20 protein-coding genes are annotated in these 22212 nt (G+C 46.4%); 5 read left to right on the top strand and 15 right to left on the bottom strand.

All coding sequences use genetic code 11. The annotated features are described in order from the left end of the window. Positions 1-76 precede the first annotated feature (76 nt). The 5 genes from BN1360_RS14180 to BN1360_RS14160 all read right to left on the bottom strand — a co-directional run bounded on the left by BN1360_RS14180 (position 77) and on the right by BN1360_RS14160 (position 5493). Complete coding sequence (locus BN1360_RS14180) at positions 77-946, bottom strand: hypothetical protein (RefSeq protein ID WP_068780500.1); 870 nt, start codon at positions 944-946, stop codon at positions 77-79. Between the two features lie 372 nt (positions 947-1318). Beyond that, positions 1319-1834 (bottom strand): nitroreductase family protein, encoded by a 516-nt coding sequence (locus tag BN1360_RS14175; RefSeq protein ID WP_068780499.1) that lies wholly within the window; start codon positions 1832-1834, stop codon positions 1319-1321. Further along, positions 1831-2568: a nitroreductase family protein gene (locus BN1360_RS14170; protein WP_068780498.1), complete on the bottom strand. Its 738-nt coding sequence runs from the start codon at positions 2566-2568 to the stop codon at positions 1831-1833. Before BN1360_RS14170 ends, BN1360_RS14175 begins: the two co-directional genes overlap by 4 nt. A gap of 138 nt (positions 2569-2706) precedes the next feature. Beyond that, on the bottom strand, positions 2707-3714 hold the full coding sequence (locus BN1360_RS14165; RefSeq protein WP_195714264.1) for an iron-siderophore ABC transporter substrate-binding protein: 1008 nt from the start codon (positions 3712-3714) through the stop codon (positions 2707-2709). Between the two features lie 156 nt (positions 3715-3870). Beyond that, positions 3871-5493 (bottom strand): AraC family transcriptional regulator, encoded by a 1623-nt coding sequence (locus tag BN1360_RS14160; RefSeq protein ID WP_068780496.1) that lies wholly within the window; start codon positions 5491-5493, stop codon positions 3871-3873. Positions 5494-5678: 185 nt separating this feature from the next. Here BN1360_RS14160 and BN1360_RS14155 point away from each other — a divergent pair, with 185 nt between their 5' ends. Beyond that, positions 5679-6527, top strand: coding sequence for an alpha/beta fold hydrolase (locus tag BN1360_RS14155; RefSeq protein WP_068780495.1), 849 nt, complete (start codon positions 5679-5681; stop codon positions 6525-6527). 102 nt (positions 6528-6629) lie between these two features. Here BN1360_RS14155 and BN1360_RS14150 read toward each other — a convergent pair whose 3' ends face one another. Beyond that, the gene (locus BN1360_RS14150) at positions 6630-7598 is read right to left on the bottom strand and encodes an iron-hydroxamate ABC transporter substrate-binding protein (protein WP_068780494.1); all 969 of its coding nucleotides are present in this window, start codon (positions 7596-7598) and stop codon (positions 6630-6632) included. A gap of 473 nt (positions 7599-8071) precedes the next feature. Here BN1360_RS14150 and BN1360_RS14145 point away from each other — a divergent pair, with 473 nt between their 5' ends. Genes BN1360_RS14145 through BN1360_RS14135 form a run of 3 tightly spaced genes read left to right on the top strand, consistent with a single transcriptional unit; the run spans position 8072 to position 11555 of the window. Next, positions 8072-9331 carry a spore germination protein gene (locus BN1360_RS14145; protein ID WP_195714263.1) on the top strand — a complete coding sequence of 420 codons (1260 nt, stop codon included), beginning with the start codon at positions 8072-8074 and terminating at the stop codon, positions 9329-9331. Next, positions 9328-10419 (top strand): GerAB/ArcD/ProY family transporter, encoded by a 1092-nt coding sequence (locus tag BN1360_RS14140; RefSeq protein WP_068780492.1) that lies wholly within the window; start codon positions 9328-9330, stop codon positions 10417-10419. The genes BN1360_RS14145 and BN1360_RS14140 overlap by 4 nt, the downstream gene beginning before the upstream one ends. Next, positions 10416-11555: a Ger(x)C family spore germination protein gene (locus BN1360_RS14135; RefSeq protein ID WP_068780491.1), complete on the top strand. Its 1140-nt coding sequence runs from the start codon at positions 10416-10418 to the stop codon at positions 11553-11555. The genes BN1360_RS14140 and BN1360_RS14135 overlap by 4 nt, the downstream gene beginning before the upstream one ends. Before the next feature lie 124 nt (positions 11556-11679). Here the strand turns inward: BN1360_RS14135 and BN1360_RS14130 are convergent, their stop codons facing one another. Both BN1360_RS14130 and BN1360_RS14125 read right to left on the bottom strand, forming a co-directional pair. After that, complete coding sequence (locus BN1360_RS14130; RefSeq protein WP_068780490.1) at positions 11680-12705, bottom strand: NAD(P)/FAD-dependent oxidoreductase; 1026 nt, start codon at positions 12703-12705, stop codon at positions 11680-11682. Between the two features lie 232 nt (positions 12706-12937). Next, the gene (locus BN1360_RS14125; protein ID WP_068780489.1) at positions 12938-13918 is read right to left on the bottom strand and encodes a helix-turn-helix transcriptional regulator; all 981 of its coding nucleotides are present in this window, start codon (positions 13916-13918) and stop codon (positions 12938-12940) included. 289 nt (positions 13919-14207) lie between these two features. Between BN1360_RS14125 and BN1360_RS14120 the strand changes: the two genes are divergently transcribed. Beyond that, the gene (locus tag BN1360_RS14120) at positions 14208-14846 is read left to right on the top strand and encodes a Crp/Fnr family transcriptional regulator (RefSeq protein ID WP_068780488.1); all 639 of its coding nucleotides are present in this window, start codon (positions 14208-14210) and stop codon (positions 14844-14846) included. 99 nt (positions 14847-14945) lie between these two features. Here BN1360_RS14120 and BN1360_RS14115 read toward each other — a convergent pair whose 3' ends face one another. The 7 genes from BN1360_RS14115 to BN1360_RS14085 all read right to left on the bottom strand — a co-directional run bounded on the left by BN1360_RS14115 (position 14946) and on the right by BN1360_RS14085 (position 22161). Continuing rightward, positions 14946-15344, bottom strand: coding sequence for a hypothetical protein (locus BN1360_RS14115; RefSeq protein ID WP_229521007.1), 399 nt, complete (start codon positions 15342-15344; stop codon positions 14946-14948). A gap of 197 nt (positions 15345-15541) precedes the next feature. Beyond that, a complete protein-coding gene (locus BN1360_RS14110; protein WP_068780487.1) occupies positions 15542-16915 on the bottom strand; it encodes an ABC transporter substrate-binding protein in 1374 nt (457 codons plus the stop codon). A gap of 15 nt (positions 16916-16930) precedes the next feature. Then, positions 16931-18073 carry an efflux RND transporter periplasmic adaptor subunit gene (locus BN1360_RS14105; RefSeq protein WP_068780486.1) on the bottom strand — a complete coding sequence of 381 codons (1143 nt, stop codon included), beginning with the start codon at positions 18071-18073 and terminating at the stop codon, positions 16931-16933. Between the two features lie 41 nt (positions 18074-18114). Beyond that, complete coding sequence (locus BN1360_RS14100; RefSeq protein ID WP_068780485.1) at positions 18115-18981, bottom strand: carbohydrate ABC transporter permease; 867 nt, start codon at positions 18979-18981, stop codon at positions 18115-18117. 24 nt (positions 18982-19005) lie between these two features. Continuing rightward, entirely contained in the window at positions 19006-19851 is an 846-nt protein-coding gene (locus BN1360_RS14095; protein WP_229521006.1) for a carbohydrate ABC transporter permease, read from the bottom strand. A 127-nt stretch (positions 19852-19978) separates the two neighbouring features. Further along, positions 19979-21493, bottom strand: coding sequence for a sensor histidine kinase (locus BN1360_RS14090; RefSeq protein ID WP_068780483.1), 1515 nt, complete (start codon positions 21491-21493; stop codon positions 19979-19981). Beyond that, complete coding sequence (locus BN1360_RS14085; RefSeq protein ID WP_068780482.1) at positions 21490-22161, bottom strand: response regulator transcription factor; 672 nt, start codon at positions 22159-22161, stop codon at positions 21490-21492. Before BN1360_RS14085 ends, BN1360_RS14090 begins: the two co-directional genes overlap by 4 nt. Positions 22162-22212 lie beyond the last annotated feature (51 nt).

The following is a 22212-nucleotide window of genomic DNA, read 5'->3' as shown; positions in this document are numbered from 1 at the left end:
TTTTTGGGTGTTGATTTTTCTTTCTTTTAACACCATTTAAATTTGTAAAAGACACCGCACCCCCCCCCCCCCCCCATCAAAAGTTGGTGCGGAACCCTCTTTTTTCTAAAACAAACCCGCCGCTAATGGTGATGTTATTGACTTGGCCGCCTGTGCCTGAGCTGAGACCTATGCCAGCAGCGCCATCGGCACCCGTCGCGGTAACAATACCGTCTGCGATGGTGATGCTGTCAATGGTTCCGCCGCTGCCGCCTGCTCCGATACCCGGAGCGTAAGAGCCGCCTTTGGCATTGACTGTACCGCCGCTAATTGCAATAGAGCCGCTGCCGCCTCGTTCTCCGCCGCCGATACCCGCTCCCCTTGCACCGCCTGTTGCATTCAGGCTTGCTTCAATGGCGTGCGTATCTTCCGTGATCGTCAAGCTTGCCTGACTGTTCACATTTAAAGCTGCGCCATAATTATCTGCTACTGATGATTGTCCGCTCGTAACATTATTTACTCCCCTGAGGGTAAGAACGTTCTCCCCATATGAAAAATACAGAGGAGCGTACGCAACACCACCGCCATTAGTGGTGCCATTGTGATTATTCGCGGATTGTACATTGAGGTCCTCAATGATAATGTTGTTATCTCCCTCAAATACAAACGCTGTATTTTTGAAAGTTGTTCCCGATTTCCCCTTAATGGTAAGGGATTTGCCTCGAGGAATTTTAATGGTGATAAATTCAGCGCTTGTAAACAGCCCGCCTGTAGATGGAGACTCCAGCTTGCTCAGATCGATAGTGGCATAATCAGAAGCTCCATTAATCAGACTTTGTACGCCGTTCCAATTCATAGGCTCGATGATTTGCTCTTCTGCCGCTGCTTTCGGAACGTGCGCAATATTAAGGCTTATGAGAATGGAGAGTGCCACCGCCATAAGCCTTTTGAATGGTCTTGGGTTCATGTTCTTCCCCTTTCTTTGATGGTGCAATCTCCACAACGACTTCCTGCCGCATATCATTTTAGGGCGGGATTCCTTTCATCATTTGTCCTCCTTTCTATAGCAAGATCATCAATTATTTAATGCATTTTTAAAGCTTTTTGTCTGAAGATGCTCTCAATTGAGGTTTTGATGTATTTAATAGTGAAAAAAATAACATCAAATAAAATAGAAAAAGCTCACTTTATGTCGAATCAACTTGGAAGCCTGAACGAATAACCCCCCGGCCAAAAAATATTTTTTAGTGCTGAAGACTTAGGAGCCACAAAAAAAGAGCCTCCACTTTTCCGTGGAAGCTCATAGATATCAAAAAACCCTTTTGCGGATCTCCTCTGCCTATCTGATATCGATCCGTACAGACGTATTATCAGACTCTTTTATGTTATCGCCCCTGAAATAACCCAGGCCTAGCACACCGGCGATTCTCTCATTCGCTTGAAGGCCCGCAGCAGAGCAGAAAATCTCGCTTTCTTGCTGCAGTGGCAAGTACCAGTTCATCCCAAGCCCACTCGCCGAGGCGAGGATCTGCAGATTTTGGATCAGGCAGCAGGCCGCGGAAAAGTCATCCTTAGCCTCCCGGGCATCCTGCGGTATTGGGGCAGCAACAATGAGACAAACCGGAGCTTGACGAATCTGCGCCCGTATCTCTGACTGCGTCGACAGATCGAGTGTCTCTTCCAGCTTGCCGCGATAGTCCTTGGCCACCCAAATGAAACGCCAAGGTTCGCGTAAATGATGATTTGGTGCCCAAACCGCCTCCTCCAGCAGCGTCTGTACCAGCTCAGCATCCACAGGACGCTCATCGAACTGTTCGCATTCCCGGATCTGCTCCATCATCGGATATATGCTCATGACTCATCCTCCTTGTTGGGCAGTGTCCCCAGCACTGTCCATTTATCGGCAGCAGGAGTACGACGCTTGCCTTTGGGCAGCTTGTCATACCCGCCAATATATAGCAGGCATACAAGCTGCTCATCCTCGGCAAGCCCCAACCCGGCCGTCAGCGCCTCATGCCCGATAATCGGCTCTGTATTCCATACCAGCCCTAATTTGCGCTCCCAGGCGAGCAATGTGAAGCTCTGTACAATCGCACTGGCCGCCGCCAACTGTCGATCATGGAACGAAGGATCTGCCCCTTCCCGAATAATAACAGCCATAATCAGCGGAATTTGTGCTACTCGCTCAGCCATCGCCTGCACAACTTTTCCCGGCATCAAGCGGTATAAGCCCTGACTGCTATAAGCAGCCATAATGGCTGCCCCCGCTTTGCGCTTACCTTCCTCACTGGCAAATATAATAAATCGCAGAGCCTCTTTATCGTGCTCTAATGTCACGGTGTCCGCTGCCAGCTTGAGCATGGCTGTTAATTCCTGCTCCGGAACGGACTGCTTGACGAATTTGCGAATCGTTCTTCTCTCGCGAATCAAATGGGCTGCCTCATGAGAAGACTCTGGCAGAATAGACTGCGTTATCCGCCCGTCCAATCCATGGTTTCCTTGACTTGTTGCGCGAGTGCTTGCTCTTTTGGCATCGCGGTCCCTCGTTCTTCCCGATTCCCGCTCTTCGGCCATTTTCAGATCATCCATCGCCTCATCCCTTTCGTACCCAATCTAAGCTAATTGTACCGAGAATGATAATCATTTTCAATAACTAAAAAAGATCGCCCTTCTCCAGAGCAGGCTCCGGGAGAACGATCTTTACTCTCTATCGAATCATATAATGAGCTATTGGTTAGCTGCCAGTATATTTACAATGTCATCTATTTTCATCTCGTCGGCGATCGGCCCGTTCAGCGCCCAGTGACGGGCGGACACTTTATAAGCCTGTCCCTTCGCAACGGCTGGTATTGCCTTCCATACTTTCAATTGTTCCACACCGGAAGCCTTAGCTACATCCTGCTGAAACTCAGCTTCATTGGCCATCGAAGCTCCGTAATCCATAAACAAATAATCCGCCGTCAGTTCCGGGAGCTTCTCCAGTGACAACATTGTTCCTCCCCAAGTATCTTCTTTATTATTTTTCTGAAATTCCAGGACTGCCGGATCCGGCTTCAGACCCAATTCATTATAAAGGATATACGTCCAGGCATACTCCGGGAAATCCAATTCTACTTCTTTGGTTGACGGACGAATGAAAGCAACCGTCTTGTCTCTGCCAACCGCTTGTACGATTGTTTCCCTGGCTTGCTTCAATTTATCCTCATACGTCTGGAGTAATGCATCTGCCTGCCCCTCCTTGCCCAACGCCCTGCCGATATCAACAATGGCTGACTGCCAATTATCGCGGACAAAAGCAATCGTTGGCGCTATTTTACTCAGCTGCTCGTAACCTGATTGATCCGTCATATACGTATTCATAACAATTAAATCAGGGTCAACTGCGGCAATCGCCTCCAGATTGATGTCAAAGGAGCTGTTAATCGGAATCCCCTTTTCCTTAATCTGAGCGTCCAAATAGTAGCCATCCGTACTAAAAGCCTGCACCAGCGGCACATCCAGGGAGAGCAGCATATCCTCCATTCCGATGGAGACGATCCGCTTGGGATTTGCCGGAATCGTTGATTCGCCGTAATCATGCTTGATTACGATCTCCTGCTCATTACTATGACTCGCTTCCTGCGCATTTTGTGAAGGAACTCGTCCATTCGCAGCGGAATCTGCTCTGGAAGAAGCGCCTTCGCTACCGCTTTTCCCGCAGCCTCCAAGAACAAGTGCGAATATTAAAGCTATCATAGGCAAGGCAGCAAAGATAGGAAACTTACGTGACCTATTATTGGATTGGTTAATATCATGCATGTCTCGTTATACCCCCTGAAATTGAGAATCATTATCATTTTAAGAGTATAACGAACGGCCTTTACTTTGTATATTCAGAATCATGCGGAATGATTATGAATCTGCGCACAATATCAAATGTTCGACCCTGGCCAGCTGTCGTTCATGATAAAGCGCCGAATTCTCAAGCCATGGATACACCCATGCCGGGTGTCCCGATTGCAAATAAACCTTGTTCTCCCGAACCGGCCGAAGCCCGCGCCAGCCCTCGTCCTCTTGCAGCTGCTTCCAATACGCTTGCGAGCGGAGATCTTCATTTACGCTAACAACAAACAGACAGTTCTCGTCACAGCCGGATAATCGCTCCAGTTCAACAGCCTCATACCAATCAATCTGGTTCATTAGCGAAGCGGGGGCCAGCCCAAGATCATCATAAAGGACGGTCATGGCTTTGCGGCCCCAAATTTGCATCTCCTCCCCGGCAACCTTTAATACCAGTACCTTTTTATCTCCAACGACGCTATGAATCCGCTCGCGGACGGACCTTGCTTTCTGTTCATAACGTTCCAGCCAAGCGGCAGCGGCTTCGTTCATTTGCAAAAAATCAGCGGTCATCAAAAGATGCTGCCGCCAATCTGCGTCCATCCAGGGAAGAAGCAGTACGGGAGCGATTTCGCCCAGGCGGGCCGCTTCATCGGGCGAGATCGTGCTATCCAGACCGATGATACAGTCGGGTTTTGCCTTGCGCAACGCACGACGGTTGAAGTCGTAATGGTGGCCAAGCGGCACCTCTATATCACCGCTGTATTTGCGGTTGAACTCATCGGTCCAGTAATGATCCACCGGAGCAGCATACGGTATCACCTGAAGCGGCAGAAGCGATCCTAATATCGGCCAGCTATACGCTGCCACTCGGCGCTTTCGATTACGGAGGTAGACGGCGGGTGCAATGCCAACTTCTTTCTTGAAGACCGCTCGAAAATAAGATTCGCTTCGGAAGCCAACCCTGTCTGCAATCTCATCAACCGATAATCCGCTCTCCAGCATTAATTTCTTGGCATGCCGAAGACGCACCTCCGTCAAATATTCGACGATGCTTTTTCCATAGCGCTCCTTGAAGCCACGCATCAGGTGATAGCGGCTCACTCCTGATAATGAAGCCAGCTCGTCCACCGTGATCCCTTCCTTGTAACGACTGTCGATCTCTTGCTTGGCCAGCTCCGGCATGTCGGTATCACGATGCTCTATCTTCTCAATCAATAGCGCCAGCAGCTCGTAGAAACCTGCCTGAACCCGCATCTGATCAGCCGTTGTGAAGCGTTCCCAGTAAAGATGAATCATACCGGCGATGCGTATAGAAGCAGGAATTCGGTATTCAAGCTTACAGGAATTCGGCTTTGTATTCGTATCTTTACCAGCATCCTCGGCGGTGAGCAGTCCTTGCTCAAAATCAAGAAAATACATGGCTTGTTCTGCTTTTGAAGGTCCCCCCGTCTCTATCCATTGTCCCGGACAGCAAAGAATAACCGTTCCGGTAACGGCAGATATCGGAATACCATCTACTATAACTCTGCAAGGGTCAATGCAGATCACCATGCGATACCGGATCAGTCGATCCTTTCGAAACGACCATTCTTGTCCGCTGTATTTCACTTTTTCCACCTGCACGAGTTTGAGCCATGCATTGTTCAAAAGGTCAACGCTGCTTTGATCAGGTATATTTATTTGGGCAGTCATGGCATCCCCCACCTCATACGATATGTTATATCAATCTCAATATCCCCCGTTCCGAGAACCCACCTCATTCCCCATCCTAAAAATACCTGCAGAAGCATTGAGCTTGAAAGGGGCATCGGCTATACTTGATAATGATAATCGTTATCATTATTGAGTTATGGCATCCTGAAGGGAGAATGCGCCTCATGTTTCAATCTCATTCATTCGGTACGAGTACTTTCATCAGCACCAACAATGGCCGCCGATTACACTATATGGTCAAGGGAGAAGGAAGCCCAACAGTGGTATTCGAGTCCGGTCTAGGTTTCTCCCGTTCGACTTGGGGACTCGTTCATCCCGCTATAGCCAAGGCTACCCGAGCCGTTGTCTACGATCGCGCCGGTCTTGGAAAAAGCGAGCCGGACGATAAGCCAAGAACATTGGCAAGGATGGCGGATGACCTTTCCTGTCTGCTGGATGCGCTGGGTCCGGGCCCCTTTATTCTGGTAGGACATAGCTGGGGCGGCCCGATGATAAGAGTAGCCGCAAGCCGGAATTTAGCCAGAATACGCGGCCTTATTCTGGTAGACCCATCGGATGAACAATGCGATCTCTATTTCGCCCCGGCCTCACAAAGACAATTCGCCTTAAATCGTCTGCTTCTTCCTCCTTTGGCCCGACTTGGTCTTTATCGCCTTCTGGGCAGCATCCCCGGCCGTGCACAACCGGACGACGTATACAAAGAGCATCGGCGCGAGGATTTCACAGTCCGTTCAGCCAAGACTGCTGCAGCCGAATCGGATTTGTTCTTGACGGAGCTGGCGGCGCTGCGCGAGACTCCTCCTTTTCTCGGCAACACGGAAATCAGCATCATTACGGGAACCAAAATTACATGGATGGAAAGAAAGGTGCGTCCAGCCGTTATGAAGGCGCATCAGAAATCCGTCTCTGCTTTACCTAATGGGCGATGGGTCGAGGCCTCAAGTTCGGGACATTTGATCAACTTTAGCGAACCTCAGCTTATCATCCATGAAATCATGGGCATGATCCATTAAATTTTACTTTTCGTATTTGTAATTCCCCCGTTAGCTGGACGGAAAAGATCGGCCTGCAGAGATGCAGACCGATCTTTATTCATTTCAGAGCATTCTTGTACTTTATTGGACAACCGATGACAATACATCGTCGATCATTTTCGAATTTGCAATCGCCCCTGCATAAAGCCAGCTGGATTGATCATCAAACTCGTATACATGGTTTTCCTTGACCGCAGGTATATTGGCCCAAATAGGATCCTTCATCAGCTGTTCCTTGGTTACGCCGCGGTTGTTCACAATGAACAGGTAATCCGCATCCATCTGGGCGAATTCTTCCATAGAGATTGAATTCCAGTTCGCGGTACCCGTCTTCGAAATTTCTTCTACCGTTTTAGGTTCAGCAAGCCCCAGATCATTGTAGAGAACCGTCCCGCTGGAGAGATGGTCGCTAACCACAAATATCGCTTTCTCCGTTACCCAAAGGGATGCTGCTGTACGGGAGCCGATCACCTGCTTAAGCTTTTCTCTAGCCTCCGCGGCTTTTTGATCGTAGGCCTGGATGGCTTCCTCCGCTTCCTTTGTCTTGCCGAGCACTTCTCCGACTGCCTTCAATTCCTCGCGCCAGTTGTTGCTCTTTTCTTTGCCGACAACGTAAGTAGGGGCAATTTTGGAGTACTGCTCGTACTTGCCGTCCGCAGCCATATCCGCTCCGCCCAGAATAATCAAGTCAGGCTCAAAACTCATAACGGATTCATAAGGCAAATCATACGGTATTTTCGGAATTTCCGCCAATTGGTCTTGCAGATAGTTCTGCACCCCATCTCCTTTGATCGACCACTGGGCAACCGGCTTTACGCCAAGCGTCAGCAGATGATCCTCCAAATAGGTTGCGATGATTCGCTGCGGATGTGCCGGTACCTTTACCTCATTCCCGAGAGCGTCGGTCAGTACGCGCTCCTGCGCAGTATCCTTCGAAGCGCTATCTTCCCCTGAACCGGAATTTTGTGCCTTATCGCCGCATGCACTGACCACAACGGCAAAGCTCATCAGCAGCGCAAGCAACATTTTTTTGCTAGATATAAGTTTCATAGTCTGTCTGGTTTCTCCTCCACTCTTCGATTTGAATAACATTCAAATATGTCATCCATCGGATATCGTAATAAGCAAATTAGCTCTTTATATATCTTAATGATAATGATTATCAATATCAAGCTTTTTGTTTATTTTCTCCCATCTGTAATAAGATGCTCTCCATTGAACAGTAAATATTAACATAACTTACTTTGTCAAAATAGCATAAATTATCTCTTTTCATGAAATATTAGGGGTAAACTGCGTGAGATATCGATATCTCACACATATGAAGGATGATGAATGAATTGGAAAAACAACGAATCCGCTCAATATTTCAACATTTATCTCACGATCAGGGTGAGCCTTTATTCTCACAGCTAGAACAAGCTTTTCAGAATGCCGCAGATTATCAAGCCGTAGGTGTAGGACAGGTGGACAAGGAGCAAATCTATCTTTGTTCCCTTACGTCCCTAACTGGGTCGGGCCACATGAAATTCCAATTAGAAGTACTGGAGGACGCGACTGAAACCAATCTGGATAGTTATATTGGCAGCAAATACGCAGTTGGAAACTATAAGGAATGTGAAAAATCAGTTTGTGCCGGGAAGACCATCCTCTGCAGCCGTAATTCCTCCAACGGAATAATCCTGGATACCGAAAATCCTCAGCAGCGGGGGTTGCAGCAGCCGCAAACCGAAAATGTCATCCAGGGGCCGATGTATTCTTTTAATGAGCACTATCCCACGAATATCGGGCTGGTTCGTCAACGCATGCGAACGCCCCGCCTAAAAATTTGGGAAACGACCCTTGGCGAAATCACGCATACCAAAGTAGGGATGATGTATCTGGAAGGCGTCACCGATCCGGGACTTATTCAATATACACGCGATAAAATCAGCAGCATTCAAACGGACAGTGTGCAGGAATCGGGGGAATTGCTGCGCTTGCTCAACCCGAAGACCGGTTTATTTCCAGTCGCGGTGACCACCGAGCGTCCGGACCGGGCCTCCGCTTCCTTGTTGAATGGAAAAGTCGTGATTTTTCTCGACGGCACTCCGTTTTCCATCATTGCTCCCGGCTCCTACTTTGATTTTTGGGAATCCGCTGAGGATCAATATCTTACTCCTTTTATCGCTGTTTTTATGAGAGTGCTGCGGTTTGTAGCCGTCATGCTGAATCTGTTTCTCCCTGCCTTCTATATTGCGATTACGTCTGTAAATATTGACATCAACCGGCTGGAGATCAATCTCGGCGCTTCGGCAAGCCGGGAAGGCGTTCCTTACCCGGTATGGATGGAATCACTGCTTATGTTGTTTTTATTGGATTGCATCGTCGAGGCGGGCGTTCGCCTGCCGCGCTCGATTAGCGCCACAGTGACTATGGTCGGGGGCGTCGTGCTTGGACAAGCCATTATTCAGGCCAACATTGTCAGCAACCTGCTAGTAATCGTGTCGGCTACCACAGCCTTAACCAATTTTATCGTTGTAGATTATCAAATGGGATTAGTGCAGCGCATATTGAAATACTTCTTTTTAGCTGGGGCGAGCTTGCTCGGCGTACTGGGGATTGTGTTCTCCTTCTCCATCATGGTTATCTGCCTGTCGCGAATTAAATCCTTTGGCATCTCCTATTTAACTCCACTTGGACCAGATGCAAGAGCGCGATCAAATAGCCTTGGATTACTTGGACGCTCCCATCATTTTTCACTTACAAATTGGCTGAATTTTGGAAGAGGGAATAGACAATGAAGCCAACTGCTTTATCAACAACCCAATTTTTCGGATTGCAGATTATGGTATTAGGGGCGATTTCCTTTTATCTATATCCCTATCTCGTGATTAATTCCACCAGCCATGGCTTTTGGATCCCCATCATGATATGGATGCTGCTATCCCTTGTAGGGGCTTGGCTCTTCAGCCGGATGATGGCCCTGCATCAGGGAAAGGATGCCTTCACGATCGTAAAGAAAGAACTCGGCTGGCTGGGAATTTTGTTATTTGTGCTGCCCCTCATCTGGTATATGTGGCGTTCCATGGTCGTCATGATCAGCGCGCACACCGAGATCATCGGCATGACGATCCTGCATACAACACCAGGGTGGGTGCTTAACGGGATTATCTGGATTGCCGTATTTTTGGCATCCGGCGGATTTGGATCGATCGTACGGACGGCTTCGATCTTTTTGTTAGTCAGCTTTCCGATTTCAATTATTTTGTTTCTCTTGGCGATGAGCGACACTCATCTATACTTGGGCAAACCCTGGCTTCAGAGTACGGGCGATTTTCTCACAAGCCCCCGCTTCTATGCTTCATCATGTATTTGGACCGCTTATTTATATCTTGCAGTTTGCGGTCAATTCAGTAAAAAGCCCGGCAAGCTGTGGAAATCGTATGCTGCAGCGACTATTTGCTTCATACCGCTGATCTTAGGCTCGGTGTACCTCCCCGTGCTAACCTTTGGAGCTGAAATGTCGCGGAATTTAACCTTACCGTACATATCCAAAATGGATACTATATATCATTACTGGCTTATTATTGAAAATTTAACTGCCGTGTTCATCTCATCCTCAATGCTATACCTGATATTAGCACTGGCAATCATGGTGAATCTTATCGTCACAGCTGTGAAAGTGATTTTCCCCAGTTGGAACGATAAGCTGCTGTATTTGCTGACTGGAGCTATAACATACGCTTCCACACTCCTTGTTCCATCCTGGGAGTGGATTGAAAGAGCTCTTATGATAAATACTCCGTTCCGGTTATATCTCATGTTTTTATTTCCGCTGGTGGTAGTAATGAAATCGATGATTTCAGAAAGGATGAAATCCCGTTCATGAGATTCAAATTTCGTTCCCTGTTCCTTCCTGGTCTCCTGCTTCTGTTCATGCTGCCGCTCTCAGGCTGCTGGGATGTGAAAGACATTGACAATCGGCTGCTGGTTACCGTGCTCGGGATCGAGGAGATTCCGAATAATCAAGTAAAGATCTGGGCCAGATTCCCGCTTCCGAGCGTCAAGGAGACTAGCGGAGGGGGAACGGATAAAGATTATATAACGGTCAAACAAGTCGGGGATACGGTAGTAGATGCGCTTGATGGCATCCGCCTTAAGCTGACTAAATTTATTGATCTATCACAGACAAGAACGATTTTCCTGGATCAAAGACTGGCAAAAAAAGGATTCCTGCCTTATCTGGAATTTGCCATGCGCGATAGAACGCTTCCCTTGGATGCCCTCGTTACCGTAGTATCAGGCGATATGGAGGAGGTACTGGACCAACCCTATCCAACAGGCGAATTGTCCGGTATTTATTCCAAGCTTTTTTTCGAAAGCTACGCCGGAGGAACTGCGCAAAAAAACAAAATGACGTTATGGGAAATTTTCAGCCGGTATTTCAATCCACTGGAGGAAAACCTTATCCCCGTGTTGAGCAGTGATCCGGTCACGTTATTTAAGCTTCAAGGCAACGCCTATTTTCATGGAGATACAATGATGGGAATGCTCACCCCGGAGGAAACCCTGATTACCAGTATCGTCACAAACAAGATGTTTCCTTTTGAGATCGAAACGGCGCAAAAAATGGACGTTAGAATTATGAGTTCCAAATCTTTTGTGCGAGTTAAAATGATCAACAATAAGCCATTCATTCGTATTCGCGCCAAAACCACCATGACGTTGATGGATTCCGCACGCGGCATTCACCTCGATCCTTCCGAACTAGAGGCTTCTATTAACAAGTTAATCGAAGAACGGGCTACCAAAGTGTTCAAACGAACGCAACAGGATCAAGCCGATATTTTTCGGCTGGGCAATTATTTCAGAAGCATTCTGCCCACGTCTCAGTATACTCATTGGCCAGAACTCTATCAGCAAGCTACCATTGACTTTAAGATCGAGTCCAAGCTGAAGAACACTGGGCTGCAAATTATGAAGAATCCAACAGATAAGACTTCAAATGATCACGCAAAAAATTGAGCAAGCGGCAATAGGCGAACCATTGTCGCTTGCTCAATCTGGAACCCAATAAAGGGCGAGTATAGTATCGCCCCTTCCTCTCCCTAGACAACGCTAAGCAAATCTGCTAATCAACCTTCGATCCCTAAGACCCGCTATGAATCGCCGAGAGCTTCGCATGATCGGTAGACCAGATCGGCTTCACTTCCTGACGTGGGTTTAAATACGCTTTGATGCGGTTAACAGCAGCCGGCCCCTCTGTAAAGCCACCCGCAATTAGGCCCGGCAATTTGCCCGGATATTCCACAACATCGCCCGCCGCAAAGATACCTTCTACCGAGGTTTGCATCCATGCATCTACAAGAATCCGGTCCTGTTCGATCGCCAGCCCCCAATCCTTGATTCCCCCCAAATCAGGCCTTGAGCCATGGCAAACCAGGATCTCGTCCACTTCCAATGTGGTTAGCTCCTCTGTATCCAAGCGTTCAATCTTTACACCGTCAATTCGATCATCCTGTCCATATATCTCCTTGATCCGGGAAGAAGTCATGACAGCTACGGCTTGCTTCTGAAGCAGAGCTACGTTTCCTTCGTGAGCCCGGAACTCCTCCCGACGATGAACAATGCCGATAAATTGGGCCAGGGGAGCCAAGGCGAGTGCCCAATCCACTGCCGTATCGCCCCCACCGGAGATAAGTACTCTTTTGTCCCGGAACCGTTCCACGTTTACGGGCCTATAATGCAGATGATGGCCTTCATACTGTGCTGCGCCGGGCACTTCCAGCTTATTGGCCACAAGCGTGCCGAATCCGATTGTGAGTAAAATCGAACGCGTCAAATGCTTTTCCCCGGTATTGCTTGTCAAACGGAATGTTCCGTCCTCCAAACGCTCCATTTCTTCAATCAACTGCGAATATACTAGCGTCGGCTCAAAGGTGCTCGCCTGCTTCTCCAGTTGTTTGGTCAAATCTCCGGCCGTAATCGCAGCGATTCCTCCGACGTCGTACAGGAACTTCTCCGAATAATACGGCAGTTTTCCGCCCAGAAACGGAGCTGCCTCGATAATTTTTGTTGTCATATCCCTCATGCCGGCATAAAACGCTGAAAAGAGTCCTGTCGGCCCGCCGCCGATAATCGTTACATCAAAACATAGCTTCGTTGCATTAGCCATTCAAAAATGTCCCCCTTAGATTCTTGGTTCGGCATTCAATTTCACGCCGATTATGAGAATCATTATCAATGATTCTCAGGGGTTCCTTCCACCTATAGACGGATTGTTTTCGGCTGCAAACGTATTTTTTCCAATTCTCTTACATTCATATAGTAAGAAACGTCAGATCCGGACAGCTAAAAAAGCCCCCGTTAGATCAGGCGCTTTTAGGTCTGCTTCTATTCACTTGTGCTTATACCAGGTTCGACTGTATATAATGCCCCGGTTTACAGCCGTATTTTTTTAGAAATGCCGCAGAGAAGTTGCTGGGATTGCTGTATCCGACCGCTGCAGCCGCCTCTCCGACGTTCAGCTGTTCATGTTGCATTAAATATAAGCCCTTTTCGATTCGCTGATCACGAATATATTCAAAAACGGTCATACCAAACAGCTCTTTAAACCCTTTTTTTAGCTTAAATTCATTTAATTCCGCTGCGCGGGCAAGCTCTCTCAAAGATAACGGGTCCTCAAGCCGGCCCTCAATAATCTGTCTGGCACCATAAAGCCTCTCCATATCCGGTTTTTTGATATCAGACGCCGTCTTTGGACAAGCGTCCGAAGTGTACTTCTCCAAGGCAAGCAAAACAATTTCCATGATCTTGCTTTCCATATGCAGCCTCTTCAAGGCGCCTGAATAAGAAGAATGCATCATCTCGTTAACCGCACGCCTGAGTCTGACAGAGTTTGTCAAAGGGCTTATCTGCTTCCTCTGACTTTTGAGCCAGTCCTCCGCCCAGCAATATTCGTCGGTATGTTTAAAGTAGCCAAGGAGCTGTTCTGGCAACAACCGGATTTCGAGAATCTGGTACCTTAGTTTGGCTCTCTTGAGCAAATGAATTTCACTACCCTCCATCGAATACATATTGCCGGATGGCACTTGAGTCGAATAACGGCTGCCCTGATAAAAACAGTCCACCCCGCCGCTGAAGCAGTAATTGATCTCAAAAACCTGATCCTCGTAAATATGCTGATCCCAATCCTCCTCCAGCACCATATCGGAGACAACAACTTCAATTCCTTGCCTGATCTTCATGCGGGAAATGCTTCCCACCCCGAAGGAAGGCGAAAGGATAATCCGTTGTTCTCCTCCCTGATCTGTTTCGCTTATGGTCAAATCATCAGATATAGCGTCAAAATACCCATGTATATTATTGGATCGAATGATCTGCTTCATATGAACACCTCGTCAACCAAGAAGTTCAAAATCAACTATCTAAATCTAGTGGATTTTAAAAGTATCGTACCATTATTGAGAATCATTATCAATCGATGTCCAAACGGAAATCACGCTGATACGTTGACGAGAGATTAACCAAACTTCAGATTAGCAGATATACACACCAATTCCCCGCCAGATGAGCCCTTTTTTTTCTCATAATAAGCCCCCCATCTTGGTTGGCCTTATTATATAGTTCGACTTATAACGAAAAATAGGTCAAATGACCAAAAGAAGAAGGGAACATATGGATTTTAGAGATATCGTGAATCATGCACCTGCACATATAAAGACAGAATTTATTTATAGAAAACATGAAAAAGGCAGTCTAATTATTCACCCGCATGAGCAAAACCATCATCTTTATATTCTAACTACAGGTATTGCAGAAGTGTACAGACAAAGCTATACAGGAACCCTGGTTTCCTTATATATCTATGATTCATATAGTTGTTTTGGGGAGATCGAAATTTTTAATGAAAAAATTAAAACACTTGGTGTTATTGCTCAACAAAATTGTGAAACGATAGCTATCCATAAGACAAAGGTCTATGAATGGATGAAAAATGACTTTAATTTTAATTTCTACATCATAAATCAACTTGCCTCCAAATTAATTTTAAGTTCAGATACCTTAGCTCAATTATCACTGTTAACAGTTAAAGATCGTATCTTATTAAGTATACGGAATCATTACAAAATCGACGATTTAGAACATCTGACAAAGCAAACCTTGTCCAGTGAGGTCTGTACACCGATCAGAAGTTTAAATCGTTCAATAGCCCAGTGTATCGACGAGGGTTTTATCAACTATAAAGATAAAAAGTTCTCTGTCACTTCGATTAATAAAATAGAAGCATATCTGAGAGACTTTTTAGCAAATTAAAAGAGGTTCGCAGTCCCTCTTGCAAACAAAAAGTTGGACGGAAAACCGGCATGTTTTCCGTCCAACTTTTTGTTTGAAATTGTAAATTCCGGCCGAATCTTATCTGCCGATCTTGACCAGGTCATGCTGCAATACCGTGCCGCCTTCCAGCGGCTTAAATGGCGTTTTCGTTACGCCAAATACATTGGTCACAAAGCGACGGTTGGCCGGCTGGATAATCCGAACTTCGTATTTGAACTGAACCTTGGACACATCGGCATACAAAAACACGGATTTATTGGGTCCTACCACCTGTGTGCATCTCCTTGTGTTGCACGGAACTACCTTTAGCGGTACGGGAGAACCGTTAGACCAGTCGATCACCTGAACCGTTATATTCCGGGACGCTTGTCCGAGATTGACCGCATCAACGAGTACGAACCGCGTTCGTGGATTTTTCCTCAGAATACCTGTCGTATACACGACCGTTCCTCTTCTGTTGCCCACTCTCATCCCCATTGCTGTTAAGCTCCCCTCCCTCGTCTTTATGATTTAATTGATGCGGTCCTCACCAAAAATGATTGGACGAATGATGTACACTCGGAAATCTCCACAGATGATCTGTGGCGTGACAGTTCCAAACTTTCTATGGCCCGGCTAAGAGCACCCGTTTAAAGTCCCCACATCTTGCAAGTGAGAACTTCGATCGACAACCGTCACTCGTTCAGATAGGTCATAACGCGGTTTTGAATCAGCTTGCTTACGTCCTCTGCCGATTTCTGGCCGCTGAAATACGATTGGACTTCTTCCTTGATGATGGAATCGACTTGCTTATCGATGGAAGAAGTCACTTTAGCTCCCTCCAGAATAGTTTTTGCATATTGGATCTGTTGTTCCACGAATTTGGCGTCCGGAATTACCTCTTGCCCGGCATTTTCTGTTGGGACGACTCCAGGCTGAAGAGTCCCCGTTTCCCCCTGTGCGATTTTTTGCGCTGCTTCCTGAAGCATCATATCGGCGGCCCCTTTATGGACAGGAATTCCCATCATTTCCGCTGAAGATTGCATTTCCTCAGAGACAAGGAACTTTAGAAATTCCCACGCTTCTTGCTGAACTTTCGAATTACTGTTTATCCCCAATTTGACGGATGATTTGTACATCCAACCTTGCGATTGGCCCTTTTCTGTTGGCATTTGCAGTATTACAGTATCTGGATTGACTAAATTTACTAACAAAGACTGTACTCTATTATTGATCATATAGGAAAATAAACCCTTTTGGCTTCCGTCCATTTCAGGACTAATGATACCTTCATCATTCATCGTTTTAATATTTTGCATGAACATTCTGAATTGTTCCGAATCAAAGTGAACCGACCGCTCGTCCTGAACGAATTCGCGATAACTGCCTTCCAGGAATAGAGAGACAACGAAGTCCTGCGGAAACCCGACGAAGGCGTATAAATCTTGGCCTTCTTGTTCCTTCAGTTCCTTGGTGATCGCTTTCAGTTGCTCCCAAGTCCAGGTTTTGTCGTCAACCGTAATATTCGCCTTCTTCAATAACTCTTGATCCCCTGCAATCATTAGAAGCATGAAGTTCGTTGGCATCGTATATAATCCGCCATCGATACGTGAAGATTCAAGAATATTGGAATACAGCTGATTTTTATTGAAGGAAGAATCTACAGCCATCAGTTCATCCAAATTGGTCAGCAGTTTTTTGTCCACAAATTTATCTTCAGGCAGATCCATCATTTCGATTAAATCCGCCCCTTTTCCGGACATCGCTTCGGTTAGAACGGACTGAACGTATTTCTCCGTGTTCATCAGATCGTCTGAAAGCTTGAAGCCGTCGTCCGTTCCCGAAAATGTAACATACTGCTTAATTTCAATCTTAATATCCGGATGGAGGGCCTCAAATTTCTGAACGGCAGTTTCAAGAAAGCGATTAGACGTCTTTACGGAAACAACCACCGTTTTGCGTTCCCCGAGCGGTATGGAGCCTGCTGGTTCGGATAATGTGTTTTTCGAGCTGCATGCAGATAATAGCAGCAAAAGAGCTATCATCAGAAATACCCATCTTCTGTTCATCACTTATCATTCCTTTCAATTCAATCGAACACGGTTGCCGTCCTGCAACGGTTCGCTTGTTTCTGCTATGATCCTTCCGTCAGGACTTAGTCCAGATAGAACTACTATCTCGTCGTTGCTTTCTTCTCCTAACTGTAGATAAGCTTTTTGCGCCAAGTATGTATTGCCGAGCGGACTCTTATTTTCCCGGATAACAAATACATAGCTCCCGCTGCTATCCTCCTTAACCAGCCCTTTACGGATGACCATTCCTTGTCGCTTGGCCGGCTTGTCCAAATATACTTCCGCTTGTTCACCACCCTTCAAGCTGCTGTCTTTGATCGATACGGAAATTGTTCTTTGCAAATTCTGATCGGTTCCTGTGTCATTCCCCGCACTTATCCCTCCTTGACCCGCGTCTCCCTTGAATCCACCTTCTGTTATCTCGGCGATAGTTCCATCGACGGTCTTGTCCTTCTCTCCTTTCACATGGACGCTTAGGGTTTCTCCTATTTGCAGCAATGCCGCGGAATTCGAATCTGTCACGAAGGAAAAGGACATCCCTTCATCCGTTTTCGCAAGGGTCAGCACCTTCCCTCCTTGGGGAACGTTCATGCCATCCTTTGCGTCTAAATCAACGATCCTTCCGTCATAAGGTGCTGTTAATTGAATTTTCTCCGCCAAATCCTCACGCAATTGATCAATTTTTCGCTGCTGCATCTTAATATTCAGTTGTAATTTCTCCAGTTCGCGCTTCGCCTTTTGCACCGCCTCCTCGTTATCATCGCGCAATGTTAATTTCAATTGTTCCTTCATCATTTCTTCGTCCAGCTTTAGCTGATCCAACCGATCCTTCTCATCAAGCAACTGACTTTCAATACTGGACCCGTCAAACGTAACGAGGATCTGCCCTTTTTTCACGATATCATTTTCGTTCACTACGACATCTTCGATTTTCCAACCGCTCTCATTGATCAACTCCTCTTTTTTGTAAAAATCAATCGTTCCTGTCCCCTGTATCACATGAGAAAGCTGTTTTTTTACAGGTTGTTCTGTTGTTACTTTCGGCAGCATCATCGTTTGGAACGTATTGCTGAACAAGGTTAAAGCGGCCAGCACGAACAAAAATACGATAAATAGATAGCGCGTCATCCGCCGCTGTCTGAGCTTCATTTCCATTCCCATTTCCTCCTCAAGCGATTCTGTGAATCAAGGGCTGGCTACCCTTTAATACCGGATAGTTGAATTCCTTCGACAAAATATCGTTCTGTATTTAGGAACAATAACACCATAGGCGCCATATAAAGAACGGACGCGGCGAAGGCAACCCCGTATGTTTCTTCCTGAATGCGAGAAAGAAAGACGGACAGCGGTTGAAGATGAGCATCTTGCAAAAAGATGAGCGGCTGCTCGACCATATTCCAATAGTCGGCAAACAATAACACGACCAGCGCCGTCAAGCCTGGTTTAACCATCGGCAAGGCGATCGATATGAACACTCTCCAGTAGCCCGCACCGTCGATTTTGGCTGCTTCCAAATAGGCCGAAGGGATCTGCAGCATGAATTGACGAAGCAGAAATACTCCAAAGGTAGCGAATATGCCTGGAAAGATGATTGATGCAGGACTGTTTAACAGACCCAAACGGTCGACTGTAATATATATGGGTACCAATGTCACCTGAAACGGCATAAGCATAACCATGAGGTAACAGAAAAACAACGAGTCTCTAAACGGAAAGCGTAATTTTGCAAAAGCGAAAGCTGCCATAGCCGAGAGCGCTGTCTGTCCGATGATGATGGCGAAGACCATGTATACCGAATTCCAGAACATATATAGAAACTGAGGGGTAGCGATCAATACCTTAAAATATTGATCAAGGGATACCCAATCCGGAATCCATTTCAGATTGGCGAACTCGCTTGTTTCCGATTTCCCCAGCATATTGTAATTTGTAAGGATTTCCTGCTCTGTCATCAAAGAATTGACGTTTGTCAGTACAAGCGGGACGAGCATAATCAAGGCTATTGCAATCAACACCAACGTGCGTAAATAGATTACGATAGTTTGCTTTTTTTTCTTGCCCATGTTAATTTCTCCTGTCGTCATTCACTACTCCATAAAAGAACGAAACTGATTCTCGATTCGAAATAACGCAACAACCAGGACAACAATAAAGAGGGCCATCAATGCTGCGGCAGCGGACAGCTTTTGAATGTCCAGCGACTGAAACATATTGTTCATATAGTGCTGCATCATATAGATGCGGTCATAAGGGTAGGGACCGGCGAGCAAATACGTTTCGCGAAATATTTTAAAAGAATTCAATATGGACATAAGGATGACCAGGAAGATGGTTGGCAGCAAATAAACCAATGTGATGCCAAAGAGCTTACGGATCGGGCCTGCCCCTTCCAGCCTGGCGATTTCGTAATACTGCTCCGGGACGTTCTGCAATCCGGCCAAAAACAAAACCACGTTATAGCCGATGTTTTTCCATAAAAACATAAGGATAAGCACCCATATAGACCAATCCGATTTCATCCAATCGATACGGGCAATGCCCCAATGCTGCAATATCGCATTCCCTGTCCCATTCCAATCGAACAGAATCTGCCAGACCATGACGATCGATGCTACGGGTACTACCAGCGGCATTACATAAGCCGTGCGCAGCAAGTTGCGGAAGAAAACCCGCTGATTCAACATCATAGCCAGGCATAATGAGACGATAGCGAGGACAGGCACGCTGAACGCGGTGAACCACAACGTATTGGTGGCCGCCTTGTGAAAAGACGTGCTTGCTAGCAATTCCGTATAGTTCGCGATAGTAAACGTCCCTTCCATCCGTTTTTGGAACGAATACCCTACACTGTTGCCGAAAGGGATTAAATAAAATACGGCAAACCCAATCAGACTCGGGGCGAGAAAACAAAGCGCAGCTAATATTTCCTTCATTTTCATTCGGGGTAAATTCAAAAGTTTCAAGCTGTTATTTCTCCCTTCCTGTGCTACGTCTGATTATACGGTTTGAATTTGAATAGCACATGAAGCGGATATGAAGTTCACAAGAAAAAAACCGGAACTAGGCGTTCCCGGTTTTAGTAAAACGTATAGTGAACTGAACGCCATCCGGCGTATTAACCAGCTTATATTCCGCACCGTGGGCTTCCAGTACTTTTTGTACTATATATAGGCCAAGTCCGCTGCCCCCCTTTGCCCGGCTTCGGGACTTCTCCAAACGGTAAAACGGGTTAAATAGAAGCGGAAGCTCTTTTTCCTCGATATGAGCCCCCGTATTCAATACCTCCATATGAACGTAGTCGTCACTTTGACGGAGGCAAACGGATACCTGCTCACCTTCGCGGGTATATTGCACCGCATTCCCGACCACATTGGAGACCGCTTTGGACAATAATCGTTCATCCGCCTGCACGATCACGCCTGGGTCGATTTCACCGACCAGTTTGATCTGTTTCATTTCACAAAAGTATTCATAGCTGTGAAGCAAATTCTTCACAAGCAGTGTCGCGTTCACCGCTTGAATTTGAGGTTTGAACTCTCGACTCTCCAGCTTCGAAAGGTCGAGAATTTCGTGTACGAGCTTTTCCATCTCTTTCACGATATTGTGCGATTGCAGTAAATATTTGTCCCGATTGCGGTATGGGCCGATTTGATGAATCATCGCTTCAAGTTGACCGGACACTGCAGTAAGCGGCGTTTTCAGTTCATGAGAAATGGTAGCGATAAATTCCCGTCTTTGCTGCTCCTGTTCCTCTTTTCGTTGAATATCGTCTGTCAACTGTGCATTTGCATCGTGCAGTTCTGTTAGCGAACGCTGCAAATCGCGGGACAGTTTGCCCAGGGAACCGGCCAACTCGCCAATTTCATCATTGGAATGAATGGTAACCTCATCCGTAAAGTCGAGCCGGGCCATCTTTCGCGCCAGGATATTCAAACAGATCAACGGCCGTGTGATAAACCGGGAATATACATAGGCTCCAACGAAAGAAATAAGCAGAATGACAATGAATATATACGGGAGAAAATGCCAAATGACCGATGTTGCTTCATCGATAGGCTGCAGCGAAGCGCTTATTGTTAAGGTATACTCCATATCGTCACCACCGATCACAATAGACGACGTCGTTCTGAATTCTTCGATTTTATCGGGTTTGTCGGGATTGGACGAGAGTTCACTTAATGGGGGGATCGTAATTTTCTGAACGATGACTGGCGAATCGCCTGTCTTTTCGGAGGCATGAGGCGGCGACGTGATCGATGGGTCATTGCCTATGAAATCTTTAATAGGTACAGCATAAAAATGGGGGTAAACCAGTTTTCCTTCCCTGTCCTCCACGGTTACTCTGGCATTTTGGCGGTATCCAAAATCGTCCAACAAGCTCTCCGCCTCGTCCCAGTTGCTATTCCCGAGCCGGGCAACCAGTGTATCGACCCCTGCGGCCAGCCCTGCTTTCTTCGTATGATAATAAAATGAAGGAAGAAAAAAATATAATGTGAGGTATAAGCATAGTGCAGATATAATCAGCAAAATCGTCGTAACGACAAATATTTTGAAGGTAATCCCCCGGCGTCTCATGTTGTAACACCGTCCATGATGTAACCGATACCTTTTAATGTTCTAATATAGGGCAAACCAAGCTTTTTCCGAATATTTTTAATATGTGCATCCACAATACGAGTGTCTCCATAGAAATTGTAACCCCAAAGCTTATCAAGCAGCATTTCCCTGGTTATGGTACGACCCGAATTTTCCACAAAAAACTGCAGGATCTCAAACTCCTTGACCGTTAGCTCGATCACCGTTTGATCGATATATGCTTTGTAGCTTTCACAATCCATGCGAAGACGGTCAAATTGAAGCTCATTGGGTTTGGTCTCCGGCAAAGAGCGGCGCAATACCGCTTCGACCCTTTTGACAAGCACGTTAAATGAAAAAGGCTTCGATATGAAATCGTCCGCTTCCAGTTCAAATGCCTTCAGTTGATCATTTTCATCGCTTAAAGCCGTCAGAAAGATCACTGGTGTTGAATGATGGCTCCGTATCATTCTGCATACGGAATAACCGTCCATATTGGGCAGCATAATATCCAGCAGAACCAGATCGAAAACGCCTTGCTGAAATTTTTGGTACCCTTCCATTCCATCGGTAGCTACTTCGACGTGATAGTCTTGTGCCTTAAGAAATTCTTTGATGAGCTCTTGTATATATAAATCATCTTCGATTACCAGGATTTTGACAGACATTATGTATCGCCTCATCGAGTTTTTATTCTACTATACACTCGCTATATGAAA

This window comes from Paenibacillus sp. GM2, assembly GCF_900069005.2.
Classification (GTDB): Bacteria; Bacillota; Bacilli; order Paenibacillales; family Paenibacillaceae; genus Fontibacillus.
This window is presented reverse-complemented; position numbering and strand designations above follow the sequence as displayed.

Excerpts from the sequence above, each read along its gene's own strand:
- BN1360_RS14110 (WP_068780487.1), bottom strand. The coding sequence starts at position 16,915 with ATGAACAGAAGATGGGTATTTCTGATGATAGCTCTTTTGCTGCTATTA.
- BN1360_RS14095 (WP_229521006.1), bottom strand. The coding sequence starts at position 19,851 with ATGAAGGAAATATTAGCTGCGCTTTGTTTTCTCGCCCCGAGTCTGATT.
- BN1360_RS14135 (WP_068780491.1), top strand. The coding sequence starts at position 10,416 with ATGAGATTCAAATTTCGTTCCCTGTTCCTTCCTGGTCTCCTGCTTCTG.
- BN1360_RS14130 (WP_068780490.1), bottom strand. The coding sequence starts at position 12,705 with ATGGCTAATGCAACGAAGCTATGTTTTGATGTAACGATTATCGGCGGC.
- BN1360_RS14155 (WP_068780495.1), top strand. The coding sequence starts at position 5,679 with ATGTTTCAATCTCATTCATTCGGTACGAGTACTTTCATCAGCACCAAC.
- BN1360_RS14100 (WP_068780485.1), bottom strand. The coding sequence starts at position 18,981 with ATGGGCAAGAAAAAAAAGCAAACTATCGTAATCTATTTACGCACGTTG.
- BN1360_RS14105 (WP_068780486.1), bottom strand. The coding sequence starts at position 18,073 with ATGGAAATGAAGCTCAGACAGCGGCGGATGACGCGCTATCTATTTATC.
- BN1360_RS14170 (WP_068780498.1), bottom strand. The coding sequence starts at position 2,568 with ATGGATGATCTGAAAATGGCCGAAGAGCGGGAATCGGGAAGAACGAGG.
- BN1360_RS14160 (WP_068780496.1), bottom strand. The coding sequence starts at position 5,493 with ATGACTGCCCAAATAAATATACCTGATCAAAGCAGCGTTGACCTTTTG.
- BN1360_RS14150 (WP_068780494.1), bottom strand. The coding sequence starts at position 7,598 with ATGAAACTTATATCTAGCAAAAAAATGTTGCTTGCGCTGCTGATGAGC.
- BN1360_RS14085 (WP_068780482.1), bottom strand. The coding sequence starts at position 22,161 with ATGTCTGTCAAAATCCTGGTAATCGAAGATGATTTATATATACAAGAG.
- BN1360_RS14090 (WP_068780483.1), bottom strand. The coding sequence starts at position 21,493 with ATGAGACGCCGGGGGATTACCTTCAAAATATTTGTCGTTACGACGATT.
- BN1360_RS14145 (WP_195714263.1), top strand. The coding sequence starts at position 8,072 with ATGAAATTCCAATTAGAAGTACTGGAGGACGCGACTGAAACCAATCTG.
- BN1360_RS14165 (WP_195714264.1), bottom strand. The coding sequence starts at position 3,714 with ATGATAGCTTTAATATTCGCACTTGTTCTTGGAGGCTGCGGGAAAAGC.
- BN1360_RS14140 (WP_068780492.1), top strand. The coding sequence starts at position 9,328 with ATGAAGCCAACTGCTTTATCAACAACCCAATTTTTCGGATTGCAGATT.
- BN1360_RS14180 (WP_068780500.1), bottom strand. The coding sequence starts at position 946 with ATGAACCCAAGACCATTCAAAAGGCTTATGGCGGTGGCACTCTCCATT.
- BN1360_RS14120 (WP_068780488.1), top strand. The coding sequence starts at position 14,208 with ATGGATTTTAGAGATATCGTGAATCATGCACCTGCACATATAAAGACA.
- BN1360_RS14125 (WP_068780489.1), bottom strand. The coding sequence starts at position 13,918 with ATGAAGCAGATCATTCGATCCAATAATATACATGGGTATTTTGACGCT.
- BN1360_RS14115 (WP_229521007.1), bottom strand. The coding sequence starts at position 15,344 with ATGGGGATGAGAGTGGGCAACAGAAGAGGAACGGTCGTGTATACGACA.
- BN1360_RS14175 (WP_068780499.1), bottom strand. The coding sequence starts at position 1,834 with ATGAGCATATATCCGATGATGGAGCAGATCCGGGAATGCGAACAGTTC.